Raw genomic sequence first — 24,102 nt, 5'->3', positions numbered from 1 at the left:
AGTGTCCGCGAACAGTAGCGCATGAGTAGCCGCCATTTGCACCTGCGTCTTGACCACGATCAACGAAGGGACGCCCATGAGCCTGTTGGATGCCGCCGCCATCACCCCTGAGGTCCCCTTGATGAAGGCCATGGTCCTCCACGCCACTGGCGAGGCGCTGCGTCTCGAACAACGCGCGCTGCCGGCGCCCGGCCCCGGGGAAATCCGGGTGCGGGTGGAAGCCTGCGCCGTGTGCCGTACCGATCTTCACGTCGTCGATGGCGATCTGCCGCCCGGCCCGCTGCCCATCATCCCCGGCCATGAGGTGGTCGGCATTGTCGAGGCGCAGGGCGAGGGGGTCGACACCCCGGCGCTCGGCACCCGCGTCGGAATCCCGTGGCTCGGCCATAGCTGCGGCCACTGCCCCTATTGCGCCAGCCAGCGCGAGAATTTGTGCGACGCCCCCGCCTTCACCGGCTACACCCGCGACGGCGGCTTCGCCTCGCATATCGTCGCCGATGCCGCCTTCTGCTTTCCGCTCATCGGCTTCGACGACCCCGTCGCCGCCGCCCCGCTGATGTGCGCCGGGCTGATCGGCTGGCGCACGCTCAAACTGGCGGGCGAGGCCCAGCGCGTCGGGCTCTACGGCTTCGGCGCCGCCGCCCATCTCATCGCCCAGCTCTGCCGCTGGCAGGGGCGCGAGGTCTATGCCTTCACCCGCGCCGGTGACGAGGGCGCGCAACAGCTCGCCCTCTCGCTCGGCGCGCGCTGGGCGGGAAGCTCCGGCGAGGCGCCGCCGGTGCCGCTCGACGCCGCGCTCATCTTCGCCCCCGTCGGCGCGCTGGTGCCGCTCGCCTTGCGCGCGGTGCGAAAAGGCGGCCGGGTGGTGTGCGGGGGCATCCATATGAGCGACATCCCGCAATTCCCCTATTCGCTCTTGTGGGAAGAGCGGCAGGTTCTGTCGGTCGCCAACCTCACCCGCGACGACGCGCACGAATTCCTCGCCCTCGCCCCGCAGGCCGGGGTGCGCGCGACCACCCATGTCTACCGGCTGGAACAGGCCAATGACGCCCTCGCCGATCTGCGCGCGGGCCATTTTCAGGGGGCGGCGGTGCTGGTCCCGTGACCCGGCCCACCGACGCCCTATCTCACCCAACGGCAACCCACGCAGAGGACAGAGCAATGGCATCGCAGCAGGCGACGGAGACTCTCGCGCCGGACCTTCTCAACCGCATGAACGCCTGGTGGCGGGCGGCGAACTATCTCTCCGTCGGGCAGATCTACCTGCTCGCCAACCCGCTGCTGCGCGAAAAGCTGACGCTGGAGCATGTGAAGCCGCGCCTGCTCGGCCATTGGGGCACGACGCCGGGGCTGAACTTCCTCTATGTGCATCTCAACCGGCTGATCCGCGACACCGGGGCGGAGGTGCTGTTCATCGCCGGCCCCGGCCATGGCGCGCCCGGCGTGGTGGCGGCGACCTATCTGGAAGGCACCTATAGCGAACTCTACCCCGATGTCTCGCAGGACGAGGCCGGGCTGTGCCGGCTGTTCCGGCAGTTCTCCTTCCCCGGCGGCATTCCCAGCCACGCCGCGCCGGAAACGCCCGGCTCGATCCATGAAGGCGGCGAGCTCGGCTATTCGCTCTCCCACGCCTATGGCGCGGTGCTGGACAATCCCGACCTGATCGTCGCCTGCGTGGTCGGCGACGGCGAGGCCGAGACCGGCCCGCTCGCCACCTCCTGGCACGGCAACAAATTCATCAACCCGGCCAGCGACGGCGCGGTGCTGCCGATCCTGCACCTCAACGGCTACAAGATCGCCAACCCGACCGTGCTCGCCCGCATCCCGCATGAGGAGCTGAAAAGCCTGTTCGAGGGCTATGGCTACGACCCGATCTTCGTCGAGGGCGAAGACCCCGAGCCGATGCACCAGGCGATGGCGGCGGCGCTCGACGAGGCGCATGGCAAGATCCGCGCGATCCAGGACGCGGCGCGCACGCGCGGCGACACCGACCGCCCGCGCTGGCCGATGATCGTGCTGCGCTCACCTAAGGGCTGGACCGGCCCGAAGACGGTGGACGGCAAGAAGGCGGAGGGCTTCTGGCGCTCGCATCAGGTGCCGTTCTCCGACATGTCGAAGCCCGAGCACCTGACCCTGCTTGAAGACTGGATGAAGAGCTACAAGCCGGAAGAACTGTTCGACGAGGCGGGCACGCTCAAGCCCGAGATTGCCTCGCTGGCGCCGGAAGGGGTGAAGCGCATGAGCGCCAACCCGCACGCCAATGGCGGCGCGCTGCGCCGGCCGCTGCGCCTGCCTGATTTCACCGCCTATGCGGTGGAGGTCGCCCATCCCGGCGAGAAGGAGCTGGAATCCACCGCCATCATGGGCGCCTTCCTGCGCGACGTGATGAAGGACAATGCGGCGTCGAAGAATTTCCGCGTCTTCGGCCCGGACGAGACCGCCTCCAACCGGCTGCAGGCGCTGTTCGAGGTGACCAACCGCGCCTGGGACGCGGAGACGCTGTCCTATGACGACCATCTCGCCCGCGACGGGCGGGTGATGGAAATGCTCTCCGAGCATATGTGCCAGGGCTGGCTGGAGGGCTATCTGCTCACCGGCCGCCACGGGCTGTTCTCCTGCTACGAGGCGTTCATCCACATCGTCGATTCGATGTTCAACCAGCACGCCAAATGGCTGAAATCCGCCTCCGAGGTGGAATGGCGCCGGCCCATCGCCTCGCTCAACTACCTGCTCACCTCGCATGTCTGGCGGCAGGACCATAATGGCTTCAGCCATCAGGACCCCGGCTTCATCGACCATGTGGTGAACAAGAAGGCGGAGATCGTGCGCGTCTACCTGCCGCCGGACGCCAACACGCTGCTCTATGTCACCGACCACTGCCTGCGCTCGTGGAACCGGGTCAATGTCATCGTCGCCGGCAAGCAGCCCGCGCCGCAATGGCTCGACATGGACAGCGCGATCAAGCACTGCGCCAAGGGCATCGGCATGTGGGAATGGGCCTCCACCGATGGCGGTGTCGACCCGGATGTGGTGCTGGCCTGCGCCGGCGACGTGCCGACGCTGGAGACGCTGGCCGCCGCCGACCTGCTGCGCGGCTTCTTCCCCGATCTGAAGGTGCGCGTGGTCAATGTGGTCGACCTGATGACGCTGCAGCCGCAGTCCGAGCACCCGCACGGGCTGTCGGAGACGGATTTCGATGCGCTGTTCACCACCGACAAGCCGGTGATCTTCGCCTATCACGGCTATCCCTGGCTCATCCACCGCCTCGCCTATCGCCGCACCAACCACGACAACATGCATGTGCGCGGCTATGTCGAGGAAGGCTCCACCACCACGCCCTTCGACATGGTGGTGCGCAACCGGCTCGACCGCTTCCACCTCGTCGCCGACGTACTCGACCGGGTGCCGCAGCTCAAGACCAACACCCATGTCCGCCAGGCGATCCGCGACAAGCTGACCGAGCACGCCCGCTATATCCGCGCCCACGGCCTCGACATGCCGGAAGTGCGGGAGTGGAAGTGGTCGGGGGGCAAGTAGCTCCCCACGCTCGCGGTCGGGACGCGCCGTGCTGTCGGCTGAGTGGCCGGCAGCACGCGAGCGGGCCCGCTCACAGCCGCGCGATGAGCGCCTGCGCGGCGGCGGGGTTGCGCGGCTTGAAGCCGGAGATGACGAACAGGAACACCTCGCGGGGCGTGGCCTTCGCCGGCGGGGCGAGCAGGGCCGGTTTGAGGGCTTCCGGCGTCTCGCCCCTGGCCCAGGCCCGCGCGGTGGCGGCCCAGAAGTCCAGCGCCTTTTCGCCATAGCCGAGCGCCTCGTCCTCGCGTGTGCCCATGATCCGCGCATAGACGAAGGGGGCGGTGACATCTGCGATGGCGGGGAAATCGCTGTCGCCGGCATGGACGATGGCGACGCCATGCTCGCGCGCCAGAGCGACGACATCCGGCGATTTGAAGCTCTCATGCCGCACCTCCACCGCGTGGCGGATGTCGCGGCCGTCGACGCGCTTGGGCAGGAGCTTGAGGAAGGCGGCGAAATCGTCCGGGTCGAATTTCTTGGTGGCCATGAACTGCCAGTTCACCGGGCCGAGCTTTTCCTTCAGCTCGGTGACGCCGCTGGTGAAAAAGCGCTCGATGGATGCGCCCGCCTCGGCCAGCACGCGGCGATTGGTGGTGAAGCGCGGGCCTTTCAGCGTGAAGACGAAGCCTTCCGGGGTCTCCGCATGCCATTTGGCGAAGCTCTCGGGCTTTTGCGAGCCGTAATAGGTGCCGTTGATCTCGATGGCGGTGAACTTCGACGCGGCATATTCCAGCTCGCGCTTCTGGGTCAGGCCGTCGGGATAGAACACCCCGCGCCAGGGCTCGAAGGTCCAGCCGCCAACGCCGATGCGGATGGGTGCGGAAGGGGACATGGGGGCCTCTGCGTTCGTTGGACTCAGGGCGCAGTGTCGATTGGCGAGGCGCAAATGGCACGAAATCGCACACTCGTGCTCGTGCCATCTATGTCATTTCCCTCTTAGGGGCCGCAAGCCGGCGAAAATTCAGCGGAATGCGCATGGCGCTATCGGGCGCGATCGGCGCGATATGGGCCTCTCGCGATCAGCCCTCGCCCCCGGACCACACCCTCTCTTATCCGAGCGGCCGGCCCGCGACGGCTTGGCTTCACTGCGGCCCGCGTCTCGCGAGCTGGACAAGCTCTCCTTCGCGAAAGCCGGCGGCGGCACGCATTCCAGTCGAGGTCAGGAAAGGGCGAGGCCGACCGTCCGATCCGGCACCACGCGCACGCCGGCCATTGTGGCAAGGGCGCAAGTGGCACCTCGTCGCTTCACTGCGGGCGGGCGGCACCATTCCGCTCGCGCCAACATTTCGGCCGTCGCCCTACGATGGCACCGTTGCCGAAATGCTACGCCATTCCTGTTTACAATCGGCAACGATCTTCGATCGCCGGCTGCGCGTTGCCGCGGACTCGCGGATATGAAATCATACTCAAATACCGCATACGAACTGCGGTGGTGGCGGCTGGGGGGCCTCATGCATCGGGGGACGCCGCCTTTGCGCGCCGGCGGAGATGTTCCTGCAATGGCCACCCCCGCCGATCCATCGCCCTGAGACCGCCTTTCGCATTCTGATACCGCAAAACCAATTTGTCCGAAGAGGATTTCATTTTTCTCGCTTCGCTCACTCTGACCCGGCGCTCGCTGCGGTGCCTGCTGCTGGCCTCCGCCGCCATGATGGTCGCCGAGGCTGCCCAGGCGCAGACCATCACTGTGCCCGGAACGGGCGGTGCCGGTGGTGGCGGTGCCAAGGGCGGTGAGTCCTCCATCGGACCAGGCGACGCCGGTCAAAACGGCATGGGGACTCCGGCCGGTGCCGGTGGCGGCGGTGGCAGCGGTTCGACCGGCGGCAATGGCGGGTCGGTGCCGAACACGCCCCCCGTAGCTGGCGGAGCCGGCGGTGTCCCAAATGCCACCGCAGGCCAGGCGGGCGGGAACGGCGGTTATTCCGGTGGTGGCGGCGGCGGCGGCGCCCATGGCTTTGCCGGCTATGGTTCGAGCTTCGTCTCGGGCCCCTATATGGGCGGTAACGGTGGTGTTGGCGGGAACGGAGGTCTCTATGGCGGCGGCGGCGGCGGTGGTGGCTTTGGCGCTGCCATCGTCATTCAAGGCACGGGCGAGACGGCACTCGACGGTCAATTCTATGGTGGTTCGGCCGGGGGAGGCGGAACTGGCGCAACCGCGGGCGGCGGCGGCGCGGGCGGCGCAGGTCTTGGTATAATTGACAGTGATGGCGGGACCATCGTGCTGTCCAGCACCACTTCCGCGTATGGCGGCGCCGGCGGAATCGGGGCCGGCGGCACCGGCAGCGGCGGCAGTGGCGGCGCCGGGTTGATCGTGGTCAACGGGCAAAATGCGACCACGCTGACATCGGATGCTAAGCTGTATGGCGGCATTGGCGGATTGGCGTTCAACGGCGCGCTTGGCGGCGCGGGGGGCAGCGGCCTTATCATTGCGACCTCCGGCGCGAGTGGCAGTATCACCGCCAATATCAATGGTGAGGTAACAGGTGGCGCGGCCGGTCCATCCACCGGCGGCAGCGTTCCGACAGGGGGCAATGGCGGCGTCGGCATTTACGCCGGCAATGGCTCGTCGCCGTCTAACAGCGGGGTGAGCTACCTCAACGTCAACGCTAATGTGACCGGCGGGGCGGGCGGCGCGGGCGGAATCGTTAATCCCTTTCCTGCTGGCGGGCCAGGCGGCGGCGGCGCCGGTATCATTGGCTATAATTCCACCATCACCGTGGCGGACGGGGTCACCGTGTCCGGCGGTAGCGGTGGCGTCAATTCTGGGATCTACGAAGCTGCTGGCATCGCTGGAAGCGACATTCAGGTGGTGCTGCAGGGCACCGCCCAGGTGAAGGGTGGAACTAGGTCGAACAATCTCATCACCATCCAAGGTGCCGCCGTCGCTTTTGACTGGGGCGCCAACACGCTCGAACTGCAAGCGGATGAAATCGGCAATCTGCCCACTCTTTCGGGCCGCGTGGTGCACAACGAGGGTACCGACACACTCGTCTTCGGCGGCGCCTACGATGCCACCATGGACGCGGCGACTCTGGGGCCTCTGGCGAACGGCTTCTCGTCGATTTCCAAGACCGGGACGTCCACCTGGACACTGACCGGCGATCTCTCCGCCAGCACGCCGACCTGGAGGCTCAAGCAAGGCACCCTCTCCATCAGCGATGACAAGAGCCTTGGCGGCGCGTTGACTTCGGTCTTGCTGGACGGCGGAACGCTCGCCGTGACCGAGAACGTGCAGACGAGCCGCAGCTTCACGCTCGGCAATGATGTCGGTGAGCATGGCGGCACCTTCGCCGTCGCTGCGGACAAGACGCTGACCATCGATTCCGCCCTGGCCGGGGCCGGCACACTGACCAAGACCGGGGCCGGCAAACTGACACTGACGGACGCGAACCTCACTTACTGGGGCGCGGTCACTGTCTCCGGCGGCACGCTGGCGCTGAGCGGGGCGGGCGGTCTGGGCAATGCCAAAAGCGTCACGCTCGGCAAGGCAACACTGGACATTTCCGGCACGACGGCGGGCGCGAAGATCAAGAACCTCTCCAGCACCGAGGTGACGAGCAGGGTCGTGCTGGGCGACAAGACGTTGAACGTTTACATGGACAGCACCCTCTCCTTCGCCGGCGTCCTTGAGGGCAAAGGTGGCCTGACGGTGACGAGCAACGGTGGCAGCGAACTCTGGCTGAGCGGCGACAACACCTATGAGGGGGCGACGACCGTCGACAACGCTTTTCTCTCTCTCGGCACCGGCGGCAGCACCGGCTCGGTGGCGGGCGATATCACCGTCGATAATACGGCCATGCTGATCTTCAACCGATCGGGCACTGTCACCATCGCCAACAAGATCAACGCTCTGTTTGGCACGCAGCTCAAATTCAAAGGCGGTGGCACCTTCAGCTATACCGGGGCGGGCACGATCAGCGGCTCCGTCGTCGTCGACGATGCCACGCTGCTCCTCAACGGCAATGAGTTCGCTGGCGCTTCCTCCGTGACGCTTCGGGAGGGCAGCGTGCTGAGCGGCAGCGGCACCGTCCCCACGCTCCTTGCCGATGCGCAGAGCACGGTGGCTCCCGGTCTTGCGAGCGGCACCCTCGCTGCGGGAGATGTGTTTTTCTATCCGAACTCGTCCTTTAAGGTCAGCGTCGCCCCGTCAGGCGAGCATAGCCTTATCACCTCCACGCAAACGGCAAATCTGTACGGTGGCACCGTCGAGGTTGTCGCCGCGCCCGGCAAATATGCGGCCGACAGCCGCTACGCCATTCTCACCGCGACGGGTGGCGTCACCGGCACCTTCGCCGGCGTGACCGACGACTACGCCTTCCTCGACGCGGTGCTCGACTACGACCCGACCAATGTTTACCTGCTGCTGCACTACACCGGGGTCGATTTCGCCACCTATGCCCGCACGCCGAACCAGCTCAGCACCGCCACGGCGGCGCAGGCGCTGGGGAGCGGCAATGCGATCTATGACGCGCTGCTGATGCTGCCCGAGAACGCCGTCCCGGCGGCGTTCGACGCGCTCTCCGGCGAGGCCTATGCCTCGGTCAGCAGCGTGCTGCAGCAGCAGTCGGTCTATGTCCGCGACGCGGTGAGCGGGCGGCTGCGCCAGGCGCTGACCGCGCCGGGCGTCTCCCCGCTCGCCTATGGCCCCGGCCCGGTGAAGGCGCAACTGGCCGAGGGCTATGCCCCGACCCTGTGGGCGCAGGGCTATGGCGGCTGGGGCAACACCTGGTCCAATGGCAATGCCGCCAGCATCTCCAACACCATTGGCGGCTTCCTCATGGGCGCGGATGTGGCGGTGGCGGAGAATGCCCGCGCCGGCCTGTTCGGCGGCTATAGCCGCTCGACCTTCGATGTCGATGGGCGTTCCTCCTCCGGCTCGGCGAATAATTACGATCTCGGCCTCTATGCCGGGGCGCAGTTCGGCGCGGTGGCGCTGCGCGGCGGCGCCTCCTACACCTGGCACGACCTCTCTATGTCGCGCTCGGTGGTGTTCCCCGGCTTTGCCGAGTCGCTGAAGGGCAAAGACACCACCGGCACGGCGCAGGTCTTCGGCGAGATCGGCTATGATGTGGAAGTGGGCGCCATCGCCTTCGAGCCCTTCCTCGGCCTCGCCTATGTCAATGTGTCGGGCGCCTCGCTGGGCGAAGAGGGCGGGGCGGCGGCGCTGTCCGTCTCCACCGACGATATGAGCACGGTCTATTCCACGCTCGGCGTGCGGCTGGCCACCACGGTCGAGGTCGGCGGGCGCACGCTCACCCCCTATGCGACGCTGGGCTGGCAGCATGCTTTCGGCGATGTGACGCCGAGCTCGACCATGCAGTTCGCCGGCGGGCTGACGCCGTTCAGCGTGTCCGGCGTGCCGGTGGCGGAGGATGCGCTGCTCGTGGAAGCGGGGCTGAGCTACGCGCTCTCGCCCACTGCGCAGATCGGCGCCACCTATGCCGGCCAGCTCGCCGGCGACGCCTCGCAAAACGCCTTCACCGCCCAGTTCTCGCTGAAGTTCTGAGGCGGGGGAAGGTGAGAGGGGTGGCGAAGACCCCTCTCGCCGCGGCCGCCGCGCTTATGAACTGCAACTGTTTCGTCCAGAGGGCGATGGCGTCTCATCATCTCCGTTGGCGAGGGGCACGCTGGGGGATGGGTTCTTCACCTGAGCGCCAGCCCCCCCCCCCCCCGCACGCCGTTCGAGCGGAGCGACAGCCATCGCACATTCCCTCCGCGGAACTCGCGCGGCATTTCGGGATCAACGAGAAGACGCTGAGGAAGTGGCGATCCCGCCGGACAGTGGAAGACGAGCCGACGGGCCCGAAGCAGCGGCACGGTTCGAGCCTCTCAGCCTACGCCTCCGGAGAGAACCGCCTTGTTGTTTTGAGGTGATGGGCTGACGTCCTAAGGGTAATCCTAGGCGTAGCTCTATGACGTCGCGGACTGAGGTGATCACGTCGGTCGAACGCCGCCGTCGGTGGCCGCGCGTGGGGAAGGATCGCTGGCGCCTGCCTCTCTTGAGCCAAGTGTGTCGGCGTGGGAGATTGCCCGAGGCACCGGGATTCATGTGAGCCCGTTTTCTTCCGGGGCGCAAGGAGCTGTGTGCCATGTCGCCGGCGGCAGAGATCGAGTTTCTGCCGGTTGTGATGCAAGGCGCCGCGGGTACCCTGCCTGACGATAGGGTACAGGCCGTCGGGAGGCGTGGCCGCTCTCGTGGCCGCATGCGGCGGGGTTTGATCGTGATCGAGTTGAATTCGAGATCGAGAAGCTCACCAGAGCCGATGCGCGTCGGGACCTGTTCGCATCTATTGAGGCTTCCCGCCACCTGCACTCGGCCCCGGCTACATCCGCCCCGCCGCGATGAAACGCAGAGCGGCTTAACCCCTCCCACCGTTATCGGACGAAGATCAGGGTCAGTTCCGACGCCCACGTCTTCGCAAGGGTCTGTGCCGAACACGAGATTGAGCACAGGCTCACCGGGCCGTATCACCCGGGAACAACGGGCAGGCCAAACGGGAGTCTCCGCGACGCGGAGCCACCAAAAGGGACACGACCATGCAAGCCCACCGACGACGCTTTCATCCGGCGTTCAACGGCCGCTTCCGAAATGAGTGCCAGAACACCCATTGGTTCCCGTCGCTTGCGGGCGCAGCCGGAAAAACGGGTGGTTATGTCAGATACGTCAGGGAGGATCGGTCCCAAGGGTCCCCCGTCATAAGCGCCCGGTTCCGCTGCTGAATTCGCGGCGACGTAGCCAAACTACCGCTGAGACGCAGGCCGGAACCCCAGCCTCCGGCGATCCAATGAATAGTCCGGGATCATGAAAAACACATTTCGAGCGCTATTGATTGGCCGTGAGCAGCGCGGACCGGGCCGAGCCGGCGCTGCCAAGCTGACGGTTGTACCGGGTGACAAAGCGTGCCTATAAGCGTTGAACCTATCGCCAAATGCCGATCTCGAGGTAGTCGCACCTCGTACCGGGAGGATGGTAATAGGAGGGAGGGTGTGGCCAAGCACGTCGTTGTCAATCGATTGAGGGGAACGTCACAATGGCATGGAAGCTTGCAGGCCGGACATTTGAGACGGCGTGTCTGCCCTTCTCGGGACCTACGACGCTCTCTCCCTCGGCCGCGCCATACCATGGCGGTTCCAACAGCTCACTTCCCATCGAGCCGTCAAACATCCCGCCGATGGCAGAGAGATTGAATTTTGCGTCAGGAATGGGACGCCAAATAAGTGCCCATTGCTCTGCTGAGCCCCAGGAGGAGTCTTGCCGAGAGCAATTATTGGTAGCCTCGCGGTCTCCCGCCTTGTTCGCTGCGAGAACCCGATCCTTGAGATTGCCCCCGCAGCCGTCCGCCACCTGGATGAAACGTTTGGCGCTGCAACCCGCCGGCCTATCGTCAACAAATCGGCCATCGGCGAGAGGCACGGCAGCGCCTTGTGACAGTGCGCGAGCCATGTGGCGCGCCCGACGCTCATCATGCTGGTTCCGATTGGCCTGCTGGGCCCCGTCGAATCCCGATATTGACAGTTTGCGCATCCTGCATTGGCGCCCACGGCGGAAGGGCTTTACGTATGCCCGCGTGCTGTCTCCCCCGATAGAGACGACATCATCTTTCTCGGAGATGTCCCCAAGCACAGGACTGATCATCGCGATTACTAGCCCGTCATACATCATAGTAGGGCGGCAAAGATGATGCGGCGCGCAGTATTCGTCGGTAATTCAGAATCGGTATTTATGTCCCGGTCGCGTGACGCGTTGTCGGAGCGCGGGTTAATTGTCGATATTTTCGACCCCTATGACCTTCGTTACGACACTCGCCCATTTTGCCTGCCTCGAGTGGTGCAACGTTTTTTAAAAGCGCGCAGGGAGTTACCGACTTTATGCGGGGACTCGACCGCTATGTTGCATATGTTGTCACCGGATGCAGCGTGGCTACTGCCAATGCTCAAGAAGCGTTTCAGGAAGGTCGTTGCCATCGCTTATGGAAGCGACATCCTGCGCCGAGATCGATCACGTGACTGGCTTCTATCGCGAGGTTTACGCAATCTGGACGCCATTATGGCAACCAACGACAACGTGCTGCAAGCGGCTGTGACGGATTTTCCGTTTTTAGCTGAAAAACCTTGCCAATTATTGAGGTTTGGCCTCCCAGTCCTTGACGCGCTCGACGTGCTTCCTGCTTGCTCACCCGAAGCTGCCCGCTCCCAGCTGGGTTTTCCCTCTCGCGCAAATTTAGTTTCTCTAGGTTACAATGCCTCCGAGGGACAGCGCCAAAGTGAACTAATTGACGCATTGGCGCTTCGGGCGAACGACTTGACGCACTGTCACTTCGTTGTTCCGATCCAATATGGCTCTTCCAAAATAATGGAGTCATTGCGCAGGCGTGTAAGTGAAGCAAACTCATCACTCGGCTCTGAACGATTTACGATCCTGAGCGAATTTCATGATGTTAAAATGTCTGCTCTGATGCGGCGTGCTACAGATGTCTTAATCAATCATTCTGTTAGCGATGCCTTTAGTGGAACCGTTCAGGAAGTCGTTTACGCAGGGAATCTCGTCTTGGCGCACTCGGATCTCCCCTACAGGTCGATGCCCGGATTTGGCAGCTCTATTAAGACCTACACGAACTTGGACGATGTTGTTAATTCGCTGAGCGAAAGTGCGTTAGACTCTCATCGTTCAGACGCAACTCTTGCATACAATCTGACTAGGGAGGCCTTGCGAGAAACGAGCTCATGGGACGCCGTCTTCAACGACTGGGTTAAAGCCATTGAGGTGTAAGCACATTTAAAAGGCATGCGTATATAACGTCAGCGGCGGAGACTCTTTACGTGAAGCACTCGACCAATAGACTTTATACAGAACCTTTATTTTGCCTCGATTACACTTTATATATCATTACTTAAGGACCCTCGAGCTAGTCAAAACACCCCATATAGCCTCAAGTTCATTATCCTATACGTTAAGCTGGAGCCACTATGAAACTCGTTACAGTCGTGGGAGCGCGCCCACAATTCATTAAATCCTCGACTGTTTCAAGAGTCCTGGCGTGCAGAACGGATGTCAAGGAAGTTCTCATACATACAGGGCAGCACTATGATAAAAATATGTCTGATATATTTTTTGACGAATTGGGCCTTCGGCAACCTGATTACTGCCTCGGAATTGGCGGCGGGCCCCATGGTCAGATGACCGGGCGACAATTAGAGGCGATCGAGGCGGTTCTTATTGCCGAAAGACCAGACTGTGTCCTCGTTTACGGGGATACCAATTCAACTTTAGCCGGAGCGCTTGCAGCGGCTAAGCTGCATATTCCGATAGCGCATGTGGAAGCTGGGGTGCGTAGCTTCAATAAAAGCATGCCCGAAGAATTGAACAGAATTATTACTGACCATGTTTCTGCTACCTTGTTCGCTCCCTCGGAGCGTGCAGTACGCAACCTACATAGTGAAGGCATCAACGGGGACCGCGTTCGGCTGGTCGGCGATGTAATGCTTGATGCGCTTCTCTTCTATAAGGCCCGCGCGAAACGGCCTGATGGATTGGGGGATCGAATAAACCCTACGACGCCTTTTGTATTGGCCACCGTTCATCGCGCAGAAAACACCGATGATCGGGAACGTTTGAGTGGCATCATCGACGGCCTGTCTCGATCCGGCGCGCAGGTGGTGCTGCCGCTTCACCCGAGAACGCGATCAAAAATTGACTCATTTTCGATCGATGTACCGGAGAATGTCTTCACGATTCCACCCGTTAGTTATCTCGAAATGATCTGGTTGGAGGCGAACTGCGCAGCGATCGCAACGGATTCCGGCGGCATACAGAAGGAGGCCCACTTTCTCGCCAAGCCATGTGTTACACTACGTGATGAGACCGAATGGGTGGAATTGCTTGAACTGGATTCGAGTATCCTGGTTGGAGCGAATGCCGAGCTTATTGCCGAGGGCTTACAAAGAGCTGGATCGTCCAAATTGGAGCCCTCACTCTACGGTGACGGAACCGCTTCGGAGAAAATTGTGCGGATGCTTCTGTCATGAGATGGCGATCGTCAGATCCGCGCTTGGTTCAAAAAGCTCCAATAATGGAGAAGGCGCGAAATGACGCGTCTTTGTTAATTGTGGCGGCATTCTGGCCAGCGGCCGCAGCTATTGCCGCCTTCTTCATGCTTGACCGTCGCATCCCCCGTTTAGTCTTGGGTGCCGTTTTAATTGTCATTGGTTACCGGATCTCTCTCCACGATGTACGACTGGACGCCTATAGGCTGGGAGAATACATTGTCGAAATCGGATCTTTTGGATACGACGACTTTATTTGGTGGGTTAATACGCATTGCTTTGATACAGAGTCCTGTATTGATCCATTCCTTCCATTTTATACATTTTTCCTGACTCGCGTGAGCGTTAATCCGGCCTTTTCCTTTGCCGGATACGCGCTGATATTTGCATTATTCAGCGTGTGGACTCTTTCATCTATTAGAAAAGATTGGCGGCGTGGCGCCTCCGTTTTCTTTTATTTTTTTCTATTCTCGGTAATGGCATCAAATCCTATACCAAACATCGGAGGCTTTCGATTTAATACAGCCAGCTGGGCTTTCTTGATCGGATCATACCTCGTTTTCTTCCGATCGCGAGACATTGGATTTGTCTTGATATACATGTCTGCTGGAATTCATTTCGCAATGTTTTTTCTGGCGGCATTGGCGACAGCCATACGCTTTATACAATTTTCTGTCCGAACGGCACTCTTCGCTGCTTTATTTTCGTTTTGTTTTTCGGTTTCGTCGCAGTGGATTATTCCAATAATTAATATTGATAGCCAACTAGGAGCACTATCTCGCTCTGCGCGCTATCTGAGCGATAGCGCGCTTGAGGCAAGAGACGATGTCGTGCAACAGTCACTGTCGGGGAATTTATTCTTTTTCGTATACGGGAATACAGGGATAAAATTCGTCCTAGCAGCATGGATCGTGTATTTCATCGTCAAACGAACATTCGATGGCAGCAATAATATTGGCTCGCCATTTCTTTCATACTCACTAATGTTATTTTCTATATCAAATATACTTTCTGACATTCCTTCATTAGCTCGATATAACATAGTTTCAATTCAGCTTATATACATATCTTTCATAATATATCACAATTCGTTTAGCAAAATGGAAAAAGGTCTTTTAGTCGCTACATTTATGCCAGTTATATTGTTTTCATTAATTATTATTATTCGTACAAGCCTTGGTCTTGTTGATATTTTTAGTCTACTTCCCGCACCTTTTCTTATTTTCGAGCGAGCCACATTGTTTTAAATTATGGCATACGATTCAGTGTGGTGTCTAGCGTGGGAGAAAGATCCATGTGCGGAATAGTCGGGCAGGTTTCAGCCCAAGCGATTGCGGACACTCAACCGCTGGAGAAGGCCACCTTATCGCTAAAGCACAGGGGCCCGGACGCACAAGGTATTTGGTGGTCCGACTGCCACCGGGTCGGCTTCGGTCACCGGCGGCTTGCGATCATTGACCTGTCCATTGGTGGCGCTCAACCTATGATATCGAGAGCCAGCGGCTGCTCCGTTGTGTTCAATGGTGAAATTTTTAACTTTAAGTCGCTTCGGGAGCGATTGTCATGCATGGGCCATCGATTTAGCTCCCAAAGTGATACGGAAGTCCTCTTGGCTTCGTATGATCAATGGGGAGAAGGTTGCCTTGACTATCTCGACGGCATGTTTTCTTTTGCTATATATGATCCAAATAATAATCTTATTTTCATAGCACGTGATCGCGCGGGCGAAAAGCCCTTGTTCTATAGTTGGAATGCCGGCTCCTTCTATTTTGCGTCTGAGTTGAAGGCTCTTTTCCCGTTCAACGAGATTTCCCGTAGGATCGATCCGTTCTCATTAGAGTGCTTTCTTTCCTTTGGATATGTTCCTGGAAGCAACTGTCTCGTTCGTGGCGTAAAGAAACTCCCGCCGGCTCACCGAATGATACTTCGATTGAGCACCATGGATCTGGACGTCCGGCGCTATTGGGCAGTGCCCGCCAGCCCTGACCTAGAGAGCGATATACACCCAAATGACCTGTTGGCGGAGCTGGAACTTGAACTGAGCAACGCTGTAAAACAGCGATTGATCGCTGATGTTCCGGTCGGCGTCCTACTCAGCGGTGGTGTCGATTCAAGTGTCATCACAGCGCTTGCTTCTGAACACTCCGAAAAGGTGCGGACTTTCACGGTAAGCATCGGTAACGAGCGTAAGTATGACGAATCGTCATATGCGGCTGTCGTCGCCCGTCACTTTGGAACCGAACATCATGTTTTGAAGGCCGACGAAGACAGCGTCGAGTGCATGACCTTGTTATCGGATGTCTTAGATGAACCTATGATTGACTCGTCAATCATCCCGACTTTCATGATTTGCCGTCTTGTGCGGCAGCATTGCACGGTCGTATTGGGAGGAGATGGCGGAGACGAGCTTTTTGGAGGCTATCGTTCTTATGATCGACTAGCTTGGTTGAACGAAAAGGTGGGACATATACCGCTACCTTTACGGCGGTGGGCATCTGAATTTGGCGCTTTGTTGCCGACGGGTTTCCCTGCACGGAGCTGGATCTCAGCTGCGGGAATTGATCTCAGCTGCCAATTGCCTCAAATTGCAATGTTCTTCAATGCGCGAGAGAGGCGGGGCCTGCTTGGTGGAGAAACGGCTGAAGTGGACCAGCCTTCGACACTGTGGAGATCAGACATTTCCATGAATCATGATATAGTTGATCGAGCTACTCGGCGCGACTTTTCGTGGTACCTTCCGGAAGATATACTTGTTAAGGTTGACCGTGCTAGTATGTCTAATTCACTTGAAGTACGCTCACCATTTCTCGGTCGACGTATTATCGAATTCGCCTTCTCGAAAGTACCCTCGTCGCTCAAGGCCCATCCGGGTCGGAGGAAGATATTGCTTAAAATGCTCGGATCACGACTTCTTCCAGATACGCTCAATCTTGACCGTAAGCAGGGCTTTTCAATTCCGCTGTCGCGATGGAGCCGTGACTCTCGATATCGGGACCTAATAGAATCACGCATATTTCGTGCCAATGCAATTTTTGACCCGGCGTATACGCGCTCCCTTATTAAAGGTGCGCGCAATAGTAGTGCGAACGCCGAGCGGATCTTTGGTCTTTTCTTGCTTGAAGATTGGGCCGAGAGATATGGTCTCTCACTGTGACCCGCCCCTTTCGTGATTCGAGTTCGTTATGAAGATCTGGCTCATCGCATTCTATTTTCCCCCTATCAACACAATTGGTGTTGAGCGACCCAAAAAATTTCTACGTTATTTTCTGAAGAAAGGCTTTGATACCACGATATTTTCGGTATGTCGCCAGGGAGAGGACAATGTTGATATACCCGACGATTACCGCTGTCGTCGAAGCAAGGTATGTTTTGCGGGATATCATTTCAGGGATACGGCGGTGGGGCGATGGAGCCGTTGGTGGCGCTTGGTTCTTCCACGGGCGGTGACCGCAGTATTTGATGACTCAGGTTGGACTTGGATGCCGCATTTGCGCCGTGACATGGAATTGGCATGGCAGGAGAATAACAGGCCAGATGTTATCGTCGCGACTGGTCGTCCGTTCTTAACTTTCCTTACCATTACACGATTTGCAAATAAGTATGGTATACCGGTCATCTTGGATTATCGGGATGCATGGTCTGGAAATCCACATTCAAGTTATAATATGCGACTTCGACAATTATTGATAAGTTGGTTAGAAAGACGTGTAAATAGACAGGCTTTTGGCATTTTAACTGTTTCACGCTTTACGGCCAAATCACTTAAATCCGAAACGAAACCATTGGTAATTTACAATTTGCCGGATCGTGCATATGTCGATGAAATCAAAGCCATCGCTCTGACGGCCGGAGATCCGCCACCTGACAAGCTTGTTCTCGTATTTGCCGGTACTTTGTACCCCGGGCGCGATTTCGATCCAATTTGTTTGGCTTTGGCAACATTGCCGCTTGATGTGCTTAGTGACATTGAGATTCAATATTGTGGCGACTCATCCGCGCGAGCGCGCGCATCGTTCCAGGCTCATAATGTAGCACAAAATCTCGTTTTACATGGGACTGTCTCTAAGAGTGAATCTGTGCGTATGGTCGCGTCCGCTGACATTGCCATTTCGATTATTTGTAGTTCTACCGTTAACAATAGCACTGCGATACGGGGTGTCATTACGACAAAGGTATTCGATTACGTGGCGATGGGAAAGGAAATTTTAAACATCATTCCGGACGGATTTGAATTCAGTGATTTTGCAAGAGAGATTGGATTACAAGGATTGATAAATCATCGTCCCGATGACGTCGAGGGAATTGCCGCCTTTCTCCGTTCACGCGTCGAGCACAAGAGAGCGTTTCGTCGGACTATTTCTAACGATATATCTATTAAATGGGAGAACTTATGGGATGCGCAGATGGAGGCACTCGACGAACTGCTTGTAGAAGCGGCTCATGAAAATGTCGAGCGGGCGTTTTGAGATGATTAAAGTCATTTATGTAGTGGGACATCTTCGCACCGGCGGCCCGATTTTGCAGATAGCTTACGTTATTGCAAATTTGGATCGGAGACTTTTTACGCCGGTCGTTATAGTCACATCCGCAGTTGGCGAAACGACGATCATCGAGAGGTGGCTCGAACGGGCCGGAGTGGAGGTTGTGCGGGTAAAGGCCGGAAGGCTGACGTCTGTGTTTAAGGCTATGCCTACGCTTATGCGCATGGCACGGAAAGAGAAGTATTTTGTCCTTCATCCCTACGGCTTGCGCAGTGACATCATATCGTGGATGTCGCGCCTAAGACCACGCCTTGGCAACGTGCGAAGTCACACACGTCAAAATTTCAAGTTGACCTTCGGCACCGTCGTTGGCTCCATCGTGTCGACAGTCTATCTTCGCCTCTTAGATCGGGCCGATATTGTTGTCGCGTGTAGTGATGCCGTCAGGGATGATTTGAAGAAAGACGGCATCGAATCGGTCGTGATTCATAATGCGATAGACATGAAAGTGTATAATTACATCAATGGCGCTGATAGAGGATGCGATATCGAAGTCGATAACGGCAAATTAAAACGATATATAACCGTTTCGAGCCGTATTCCAGGAAAAAATACGGAGTTTTTGGTCGAACAGTTCGCGCGATCTCCAGAGTGGGAGCGTTCGTTGACCGTGATAGGTTGGATCGATCCAAAACTCATAGAAAAATATCGATGGGCGTCAAATGTCACATTTATAGGACATACGCCGACACCATCGGTAGCCATTGCGAATGCGCATTATTTCATCTCGGCCTCGCTGCACGAGGGTATGCCGAACGCCGCATTAGAAGCGCTTTCCTTTGGTCGTCCAGTTATTCTATCGAATATTTCGGCTCATACCGAGCTTCTTTCTCTCGCGGGATCCGAAGTGGGATGTACCTTTTCGTGGAATAGGGCTTCTCTTGAGGGGGCGCTTAACGACATCGAAAGCCGCAATTATAACGATCTGAGAACGCAATGTCTTCGATCAGCCCGAACACAGTTTGATCCGTTGGAGATGTCCCTGAAGTACCAAGAACTCTATCGAACACTGGCTAAGTGGCGCGGATGATTTTGTGCCTGTTGAGGCGATTGGCCTGCTGCTGGTTTCGTGGACACGAAGATAGGATCGTGACCCATGAACCGGAGAGTGGATATGACGAGACGGAAGTTCAGCCGTGAGTTCAAGATGGAGGCCGTGAGGCTGGTGACGGATCGGGGTGTGGCGGTGGCGCAGGCCGCCCGTGACCTCGATGTAGCGGAGAGCGTTTTGCGCCGCTGGATGCGGGAGCTGACCGCACCCCCTGCTGTTGCCTTTCCCGGGAACGGGCAGTTGCGCGCTGATCTGGCCGAGGTTGCAGCCTTGAAGAGAGAGGTCGCCCGGCTTCGGGCGGAGCGTGACATCCTCAAGAAAGCGGCAGCTTTTTTCGCGCGCGAGGCGACATGGGGTTCGCCTTCATCGCCGAGCACCGCCACATTTGGCCTGTCAGCTGGCTGTGCAAAGCTCTGGAAGTCTCGCTTCGGGCTTCCACGCCTGGCTCAACCGGCCAGCCAGCACCCGTGAGGTCCCTGACGCCAAGCTCGTCACGGCGATCGAGACGAGCTTCAAGGCCAGCGACCGGACCTATGGCGCGCGCCGCGTCTGGCGCGATGTTCTCGAGGAAGGGCTTGACTGCGGGCTTCATCGGATCGAACGGCTGATGCGGCTCAATGCCCTCAGAGCGCGGCCCAGGCGCCGTGGAAAGCCCAAGGGCGATGGCGAACGGTCGGTGATAGCCGACAACATTCTGGACCGGAACTTCCAGGCGGATCGGCCGAACCAAAAGTGGCTGGCCGACTTCACCTATATCTGGACGGCTGAGGGCTGGCTGTATGTCCCGGTCGTGCTGGACCTGTTTTCGCGCCGCGCGGTTGGCTGGTTGATGAAGGCCGACCGGGATGCGTCACTGGTCATGGATGCGCTGATGATGGCGGTCTGGCGACGCGGCAAGGCCGATGCGCTTCTGCACCATTCGGATCGGGGGTCGCAATACACCAGTGAGCAGTTTCAAAGGCTTCTGGCCGACAACGGTATCACTTGCTCGATGAGCCGGGCCGGAAACGTCTGGGACAATTCGGCGATGGAGAGCTTCTTCTCCTCGCTGAAGACCGAAAGGATCGCCCGCAAGGTCTTCCGCACCCGCGACGAAGCCCGTGCCGACGTGTTCGACTACATCGAGAGGTTCTACAACGCTGTCCGCAGGCACTCGACCATCGGCTACGTCAGCCCGATGGAGTTCGAGGCCCGCGCTATGCTAGCTTAAACTGCTGTCCACAAAACCGGCAGCAGCTCACGCGGGCCTTTCGGTCCGCGGGCCGCCGTAGAACGCCGACCGGCCGATGCCGACCAGGGCACATTGCCGCGTCATCGGCAGGTGCGGGTGATCCGGTTCGATCATGTCGCGTCTCGCCCCCACGCTCAGCGACCGGAGGCCCGACGCAAAAAATTCCATTCGGCCACCCGTTGCCCGATCTTCGCGTGGAGCTGGTCGATCTCACCCTCGCGGGCAGCCTCGGCGGGTTCTGCCTTGCCGGAGAACACCGTGGCCATCCCCTCGGTCGACCAGAAACGAAGGCTCTTGTCGTCGGCAATGGGGCGCTCGCAAATCGAATCGGCGGGAGGCGAAGACCACGTACGGGCGAACACCGCGCTCCAGCCCGGCGTCGACAGGCACGAGCCCCCCTCTGCGACCGCCCCTGCCCTGCGCGTGGCCCCGCCGCATACCCCGACGTCCATGCCTGCGGCCGCAACGTCAAGGCCCGCCTACATAGGCATACGACCGGACCCACCGCGCCTGCTCTTGCCTAGTCCAACCCCGGTTGTGGCCCGGCGCACGGGCGGGCGGGCCACAGGTGGCCATGTTGCGACTTCCGGCTGTCTTGTTCCCACCCTTTGGACCGCGGCTTCCTTGACGTGGCTGGCGCAATGTTCGGAAATATTCTAGCAAGTTTGACCCTAGGTAGCCTCATTGCGCGCTGAGAAGGCGCGAGAAGTCCGAGCCACATGCGCGTGCCCCTGTTGAAGCCGCGGCCCATTCGCCTCAGCGATCATCGCGATGATCTGGCGGCGCATGAGGCCTCGGGACAGTTCTCGAATTTCGGCCCGATCAACACCGCCTTCGAGACGCGGCTGAGGGACGAGATGTTCGGGGGCGAGGGGGCGTGCCTGACCGCCTGCAACGCCACGGTCGCGCTGCTGCTGGCGGTCAAGGAGGCGGTCTATTTCGGCCGTCGCCGCGGCCGCTACGCCCTGGTACCCTCCTTCACCTTCGCGGCGACGGCCCATGCGGCGGCATGGTGCGGTCTCACGCCTCTCCTCTACGACATCGAGCCGGAGACCTGGCTACCCTCAGGCGAAGCCGAGCGCCGCCTGCTCGATCGCCATGGCGACGAGGTCGCCGTGATCGTCACCTATGCCACTTTCGGCAACTGCCTCGATCTCGGCGCCTACGCAGATCTCGCCGCGCGCACCGGCGTCGGCGTGGTGGTCGATGCGGCCGCGTCGCTGGGGGCGCGCGACGCCGGCGGCCATGGCTTCGGACGCGGCGCGCCCATGTCGGTCGTCTATTCCATGCACGCCACCAAGACCTTCGCCACTTCGGAGGGCGCGGTGATCTACAGCGCCGACCGCGAGCGTATCGCCCGCCTGCGACAGATGGAGAATTTCGGCTTCGACAGCGCCCGTGCCGCCCAGATGCCGGGCCTCAACGCCAAGCTCGCCGAGGTGCCGGCGCTGCAGGCCCTGCGAAAGCTCGACGAGATCGATGCGGTGGTGCGGCGCCGGGGAGAACTTTACGCGCTCTACCGCTCGCTTCTGCCGGACTTCACCTTCCAGCGTCAGACAGGAAGCCACGCCGTCCACCAGTTCGTGCCCGCGCTCCTGCCGGAGGGGGCCGGCGTCGATCGGGCGTGCTTCGTGCAGCGGATGAAGGAGAAGGGGGTGGGGCTCGGCACCTATTTCAGCCCGCATTTGGCCGAGCAGCCCTATTTCAAGGATATTTCGGTAATGGATGAATTGCCCGTCACTGCGCGTATCGCCCCGCGTATCGTCGCGCTTCCGCTCTATGACACAATGGAGCATGCCGAACTGCGCTATGTGTGCGACTCCGCGCGAGCGTGCCTGCGCTGAAGCGCCCGGGGAAGACGCATGGCAATGCAGGGGCGGCACGAATTGCGGGCAGGGGGTGACGCAGTGCTGTATGGCGCCGGCGGGCAGGCCCGTGAGCTTCACTACGAACTGGAGCGTGACGGGACGCGTGTTGTCGCCTTCGTCGACGATCTGGCGCCGGGACGCGAGGTCGACGGCAGGCCGGTGCTTGCCTTCGAGGACGCCGCCGCCCGGTTCGGTGGCTGCGACTGGTTCGTCGCCATTGGTGAGATTTCCGTCCGCCGACGGCTCGCGGAACGTCTGCGCGCGGCCGGCCTGCCCCTCGGGCGCTTTGTCAGCGCGACAGCTCATATGCTCCCCTCTGCCCGGGTGGGCGCAGGGGTCCAAGTCTTCCATGGCGCCGTGCTCTCCGCCTCGGTCCGCCTCGGCGATTTCGGGCTGGTGAATTTCGGCAGCGTCTTGTCCCACGATGTCGAAGTCGGCGCCTTCGCCACCATCTGCCCTGGCGCGCATGTCGCCGGTCATGTCCGCATGGGCGAAGGGGTGTGGATCGGCGTCGGCGCGTCGATCCGCAACGGGTCGCCGGCCCGGCCGCTGACGATCGGAGATGGTGCCTTCATCGCCGCGGGAGCCTGCGTGGTCGGCGATGTGCCGGCTGGCGCCGTCGTGGCGGGCGTGCCGGCCCGGCCGCTTCCGGCAGCACGGGCGTGAAAGGGTGAGCATTCCAGTGAGCAAGTCGCGTGTTTCCCCGCGTGTCTCCGTCGTCATGCCGTCCTACCGGCATGAAGCCTTTATCGCAGAGTCGATCAGCTCGGTCCTCGGACAATCGATGACGGAGCTGGAACTAATCGTGGTCGACGATGCCTCTCCGGACGGTTCCAACGCGGTAATCCGCGGGTTCGACGATGACCGGCTGATCCACATTCCGCTGACGTCGAACATCGGCGCCAGCGCGGCGATGAATGTTGCCGTGCGGCAGGCCCGGGCGCCGCTCATCGCCGTGTGCAATTCCGACGATGTCTGGGAACAGGAGAAACTCGCCTGTCAGCTTGCTCTTCTGGAGCGCCTGCCGGACTGCGCGGCGGTGTTCTCCGATGTGAGCTGGATCGATGCCGCCGGCCAGCCGGTCAGCGAACCGGGCTTCGTTGATACAACCATCTTCGCCCAGCCGAACCGGACTCGGCACCTCTGGCTCAAGCGACTGGTGGAAGGCGGGAACTGCCTTTGCCACCCCTCCGTCCTCCTGCGGCGCGAGGTCTATGCCGAATGCGGTTTCTATGACGAGTATCTGCGCCAGGTGCCCGATTATGATCTGTGGCTACGTCTGCTACAGAAGCACCCGATCCACGTAATGCCCGACCGGCTGGTCCGCTTTCGCCTGCACGGGAGCAACACGTCGGCACAGACGCCCGCAGCCGTGGAACGTGACGCGCGCGAGCGCCGGTTCATCATGCGCCGGTTCTTCGAGGAACTGAGCGTTGAGAACTTCAACGGCGCCTTTCTCGACGGATCGGGGAAGGAGGCCGCGCCGGCTTCGCCGAGCGATCATCGTGTCAATCCGCCCGATGTCTGGCGCTATCTGCTCGCCTATCGGGGCCCCCAGGAAGACCCCTTCGGGGATATCGCCCTGGAGGCGGTGTATCGCGCGCCGGCCGAACTGCGGCGGTCGGTGATCGACGCGCTGGATTTCCATCGCGCCACGGGAGCCCCGGGACGCGCTTTGCCGCCGCCGCCGCCGCCGCCGGCCCCACCGCCGCCTCGTCGGCCGCGCGGTTTCATTCGGAGCCTGCGCCGCCGGTTAGGCCTCCGCACGGCAGCGCGCCAAAGCTGAAACGC

The 24,102-nt window shown here is 60.3% G+C and carries 15 protein-coding genes and 2 pseudogenes; 15 read left to right on the top strand and 2 right to left on the bottom strand.

All coding sequences use genetic code 11. The features are described from left to right. The first annotated feature begins 121 nt into the window (after positions 1-121). Both J2S75_RS18375 and J2S75_RS18370 read left to right on the top strand, forming a co-directional pair. Complete coding sequence (locus J2S75_RS18375; RefSeq protein ID WP_307022046.1) at positions 122-1,105, top strand: zinc-dependent alcohol dehydrogenase family protein; 984 nt, start codon at positions 122-124, stop codon at positions 1,103-1,105. 56 nt (positions 1,106-1,161) lie between these two features. Further along, a complete protein-coding gene (locus tag J2S75_RS18370) occupies positions 1,162-3,537 on the top strand; it encodes a phosphoketolase family protein (RefSeq protein ID WP_307022024.1) in 2,376 nt (791 codons plus the stop codon). Between the two features lie 70 nt (positions 3,538-3,607). Here J2S75_RS18370 and J2S75_RS18365 read toward each other — a convergent pair whose 3' ends face one another. Next, on the bottom strand, positions 3,608-4,408 hold the full coding sequence (locus J2S75_RS18365) for a DUF72 domain-containing protein (protein ID WP_307022022.1): 801 nt from the start codon (positions 4,406-4,408) through the stop codon (positions 3,608-3,610). A gap of 732 nt (positions 4,409-5,140) precedes the next feature. On the opposite strand from J2S75_RS18365, the gene J2S75_RS18360 reads away from it, so the two are divergent. From J2S75_RS18360 to J2S75_RS18310, 10 genes and pseudogenes are all read left to right on the top strand, one after another. Next, the gene (locus tag J2S75_RS18360) at positions 5,141-9,082 is read left to right on the top strand and encodes an autotransporter domain-containing protein (protein WP_307022020.1); all 3,942 of its coding nucleotides are present in this window, start codon (positions 5,141-5,143) and stop codon (positions 9,080-9,082) included. A gap of 1,029 nt (positions 9,083-10,111) precedes the next feature. Further along, a pseudogene (locus J2S75_RS18350) lies at positions 10,112-10,210 on the top strand (integrase core domain-containing protein); the annotation flags it as partial. A gap of 1,044 nt (positions 10,211-11,254) precedes the next feature. Continuing rightward, positions 11,255-12,346: a glycosyltransferase family protein gene (locus J2S75_RS18345; protein WP_307022018.1), complete on the top strand. Its 1,092-nt coding sequence runs from the start codon at positions 11,255-11,257 to the stop codon at positions 12,344-12,346. 197 nt (positions 12,347-12,543) lie between these two features. Beyond that, positions 12,544-13,602 carry a non-hydrolyzing UDP-N-acetylglucosamine 2-epimerase gene (wecB, locus tag J2S75_RS18340; RefSeq protein WP_307022016.1) on the top strand — a complete coding sequence of 353 codons (1,059 nt, stop codon included), beginning with the start codon at positions 12,544-12,546 and terminating at the stop codon, positions 13,600-13,602. Then, positions 13,599-14,867 (top strand): hypothetical protein, encoded by a 1,269-nt coding sequence (locus tag J2S75_RS18335; RefSeq protein WP_307022014.1) that lies wholly within the window; start codon positions 13,599-13,601, stop codon positions 14,865-14,867. Before wecB ends, J2S75_RS18335 begins: the two co-directional genes overlap by 4 nt. 47 nt (positions 14,868-14,914) lie before the next feature. Next, positions 14,915-16,774 carry an asparagine synthase (glutamine-hydrolyzing) gene (gene asnB / locus J2S75_RS18330; RefSeq protein WP_307022012.1) on the top strand — a complete coding sequence of 620 codons (1,860 nt, stop codon included), beginning with the start codon at positions 14,915-14,917 and terminating at the stop codon, positions 16,772-16,774. Between the two features lie 28 nt (positions 16,775-16,802). Beyond that, positions 16,803-18,086, top strand: a complete 1,284-nt coding sequence (locus tag J2S75_RS18325) for a glycosyltransferase (RefSeq protein ID WP_307022010.1) — start codon at positions 16,803-16,805, stop codon at positions 18,084-18,086. Beyond that, positions 18,061-19,191: a glycosyltransferase gene (locus tag J2S75_RS18320; RefSeq protein WP_307022008.1), complete on the top strand. Its 1,131-nt coding sequence runs from the start codon at positions 18,061-18,063 to the stop codon at positions 19,189-19,191. The genes J2S75_RS18325 and J2S75_RS18320 overlap by 26 nt, the downstream gene beginning before the upstream one ends. An 84-nt stretch (positions 19,192-19,275) precedes the next feature. After that, positions 19,276-19,683 carry a transposase gene (locus J2S75_RS18315; protein WP_307022006.1) on the top strand — a complete coding sequence of 136 codons (408 nt, stop codon included), beginning with the start codon at positions 19,276-19,278 and terminating at the stop codon, positions 19,681-19,683. Continuing rightward, a complete protein-coding gene (locus J2S75_RS18310) occupies positions 19,598-20,422 on the top strand; it encodes an IS3 family transposase (protein ID WP_307022004.1) in 825 nt (274 codons plus the stop codon). The genes J2S75_RS18315 and J2S75_RS18310 overlap by 86 nt, the downstream gene beginning before the upstream one ends. A 39-nt stretch (positions 20,423-20,461) precedes the next feature. On the opposite strand, the pseudogene J2S75_RS18305 reads toward J2S75_RS18310, so the two are convergent. After that, positions 20,462-20,715, bottom strand: a pseudogene (locus J2S75_RS18305) (IS3 family transposase); the annotation flags it as partial. 447 nt (positions 20,716-21,162) lie between these two features. On the opposite strand from J2S75_RS18305, the gene J2S75_RS18300 reads away from it, so the two are divergent. Genes J2S75_RS18300 through J2S75_RS18290 form a run of 3 tightly spaced genes read left to right on the top strand, consistent with a single transcriptional unit; the run spans position 21,163 to position 24,097 of the window. Then, complete coding sequence (locus J2S75_RS18300) at positions 21,163-22,287, top strand: DegT/DnrJ/EryC1/StrS family aminotransferase (RefSeq protein WP_307022002.1); 1,125 nt, start codon at positions 21,163-21,165, stop codon at positions 22,285-22,287. 18 nt (positions 22,288-22,305) lie between these two features. After that, the gene (locus J2S75_RS18295) at positions 22,306-22,977 is read left to right on the top strand and encodes a NeuD/PglB/VioB family sugar acetyltransferase (RefSeq protein WP_307022000.1); all 672 of its coding nucleotides are present in this window, start codon (positions 22,306-22,308) and stop codon (positions 22,975-22,977) included. A 16-nt stretch (positions 22,978-22,993) separates the two neighbouring features. Next, positions 22,994-24,097: a glycosyltransferase gene (locus tag J2S75_RS18290; protein ID WP_307021998.1), complete on the top strand. Its 1,104-nt coding sequence runs from the start codon at positions 22,994-22,996 to the stop codon at positions 24,095-24,097. Positions 24,098-24,102: the final 5 nt, after the last annotated feature.

This window comes from Ancylobacter polymorphus, assembly GCF_030813495.1.
Taxonomy (GTDB): Bacteria; Pseudomonadota; Alphaproteobacteria; order Rhizobiales; family Xanthobacteraceae; genus Ancylobacter; species Ancylobacter polymorphus.
This window is presented reverse-complemented; position numbering and strand designations above follow the sequence as displayed.

Coding starts and splice junctions, on each gene's coding strand:
- J2S75_RS18345 (WP_307022018.1), top strand. CDS start 11,255: ATGATGCGGCGCGCAGTATTCGTCGGTAATTCAGAATCGGTATTTATG.
- J2S75_RS18365 (WP_307022022.1), bottom strand. CDS start 4,408: ATGTCCCCTTCCGCACCCATCCGCATCGGCGTTGGCGGCTGGACCTTC.
- J2S75_RS18370 (WP_307022024.1), top strand. CDS start 1,162: ATGGCATCGCAGCAGGCGACGGAGACTCTCGCGCCGGACCTTCTCAAC.
- J2S75_RS18325 (WP_307022010.1), top strand. CDS start 16,803: ATGAAGATCTGGCTCATCGCATTCTATTTTCCCCCTATCAACACAATT.
- J2S75_RS18320 (WP_307022008.1), top strand. CDS start 18,061: ATGAAAATGTCGAGCGGGCGTTTTGAGATGATTAAAGTCATTTATGTA.
- J2S75_RS18335 (WP_307022014.1), top strand. CDS start 13,599: ATGAGATGGCGATCGTCAGATCCGCGCTTGGTTCAAAAAGCTCCAATA.
- J2S75_RS18295 (WP_307022000.1), top strand. CDS start 22,306: ATGGCAATGCAGGGGCGGCACGAATTGCGGGCAGGGGGTGACGCAGTG.
- wecB (WP_307022016.1), top strand. CDS start 12,544: ATGAAACTCGTTACAGTCGTGGGAGCGCGCCCACAATTCATTAAATCC.
- asnB (WP_307022012.1), top strand. CDS start 14,915: ATGTGCGGAATAGTCGGGCAGGTTTCAGCCCAAGCGATTGCGGACACT.
- J2S75_RS18300 (WP_307022002.1), top strand. CDS start 21,163: ATGCGCGTGCCCCTGTTGAAGCCGCGGCCCATTCGCCTCAGCGATCAT.
- J2S75_RS18315 (WP_307022006.1), top strand. CDS start 19,276: ATGACGAGACGGAAGTTCAGCCGTGAGTTCAAGATGGAGGCCGTGAGG.
- J2S75_RS18375 (WP_307022046.1), top strand. CDS start 122: ATGAAGGCCATGGTCCTCCACGCCACTGGCGAGGCGCTGCGTCTCGAA.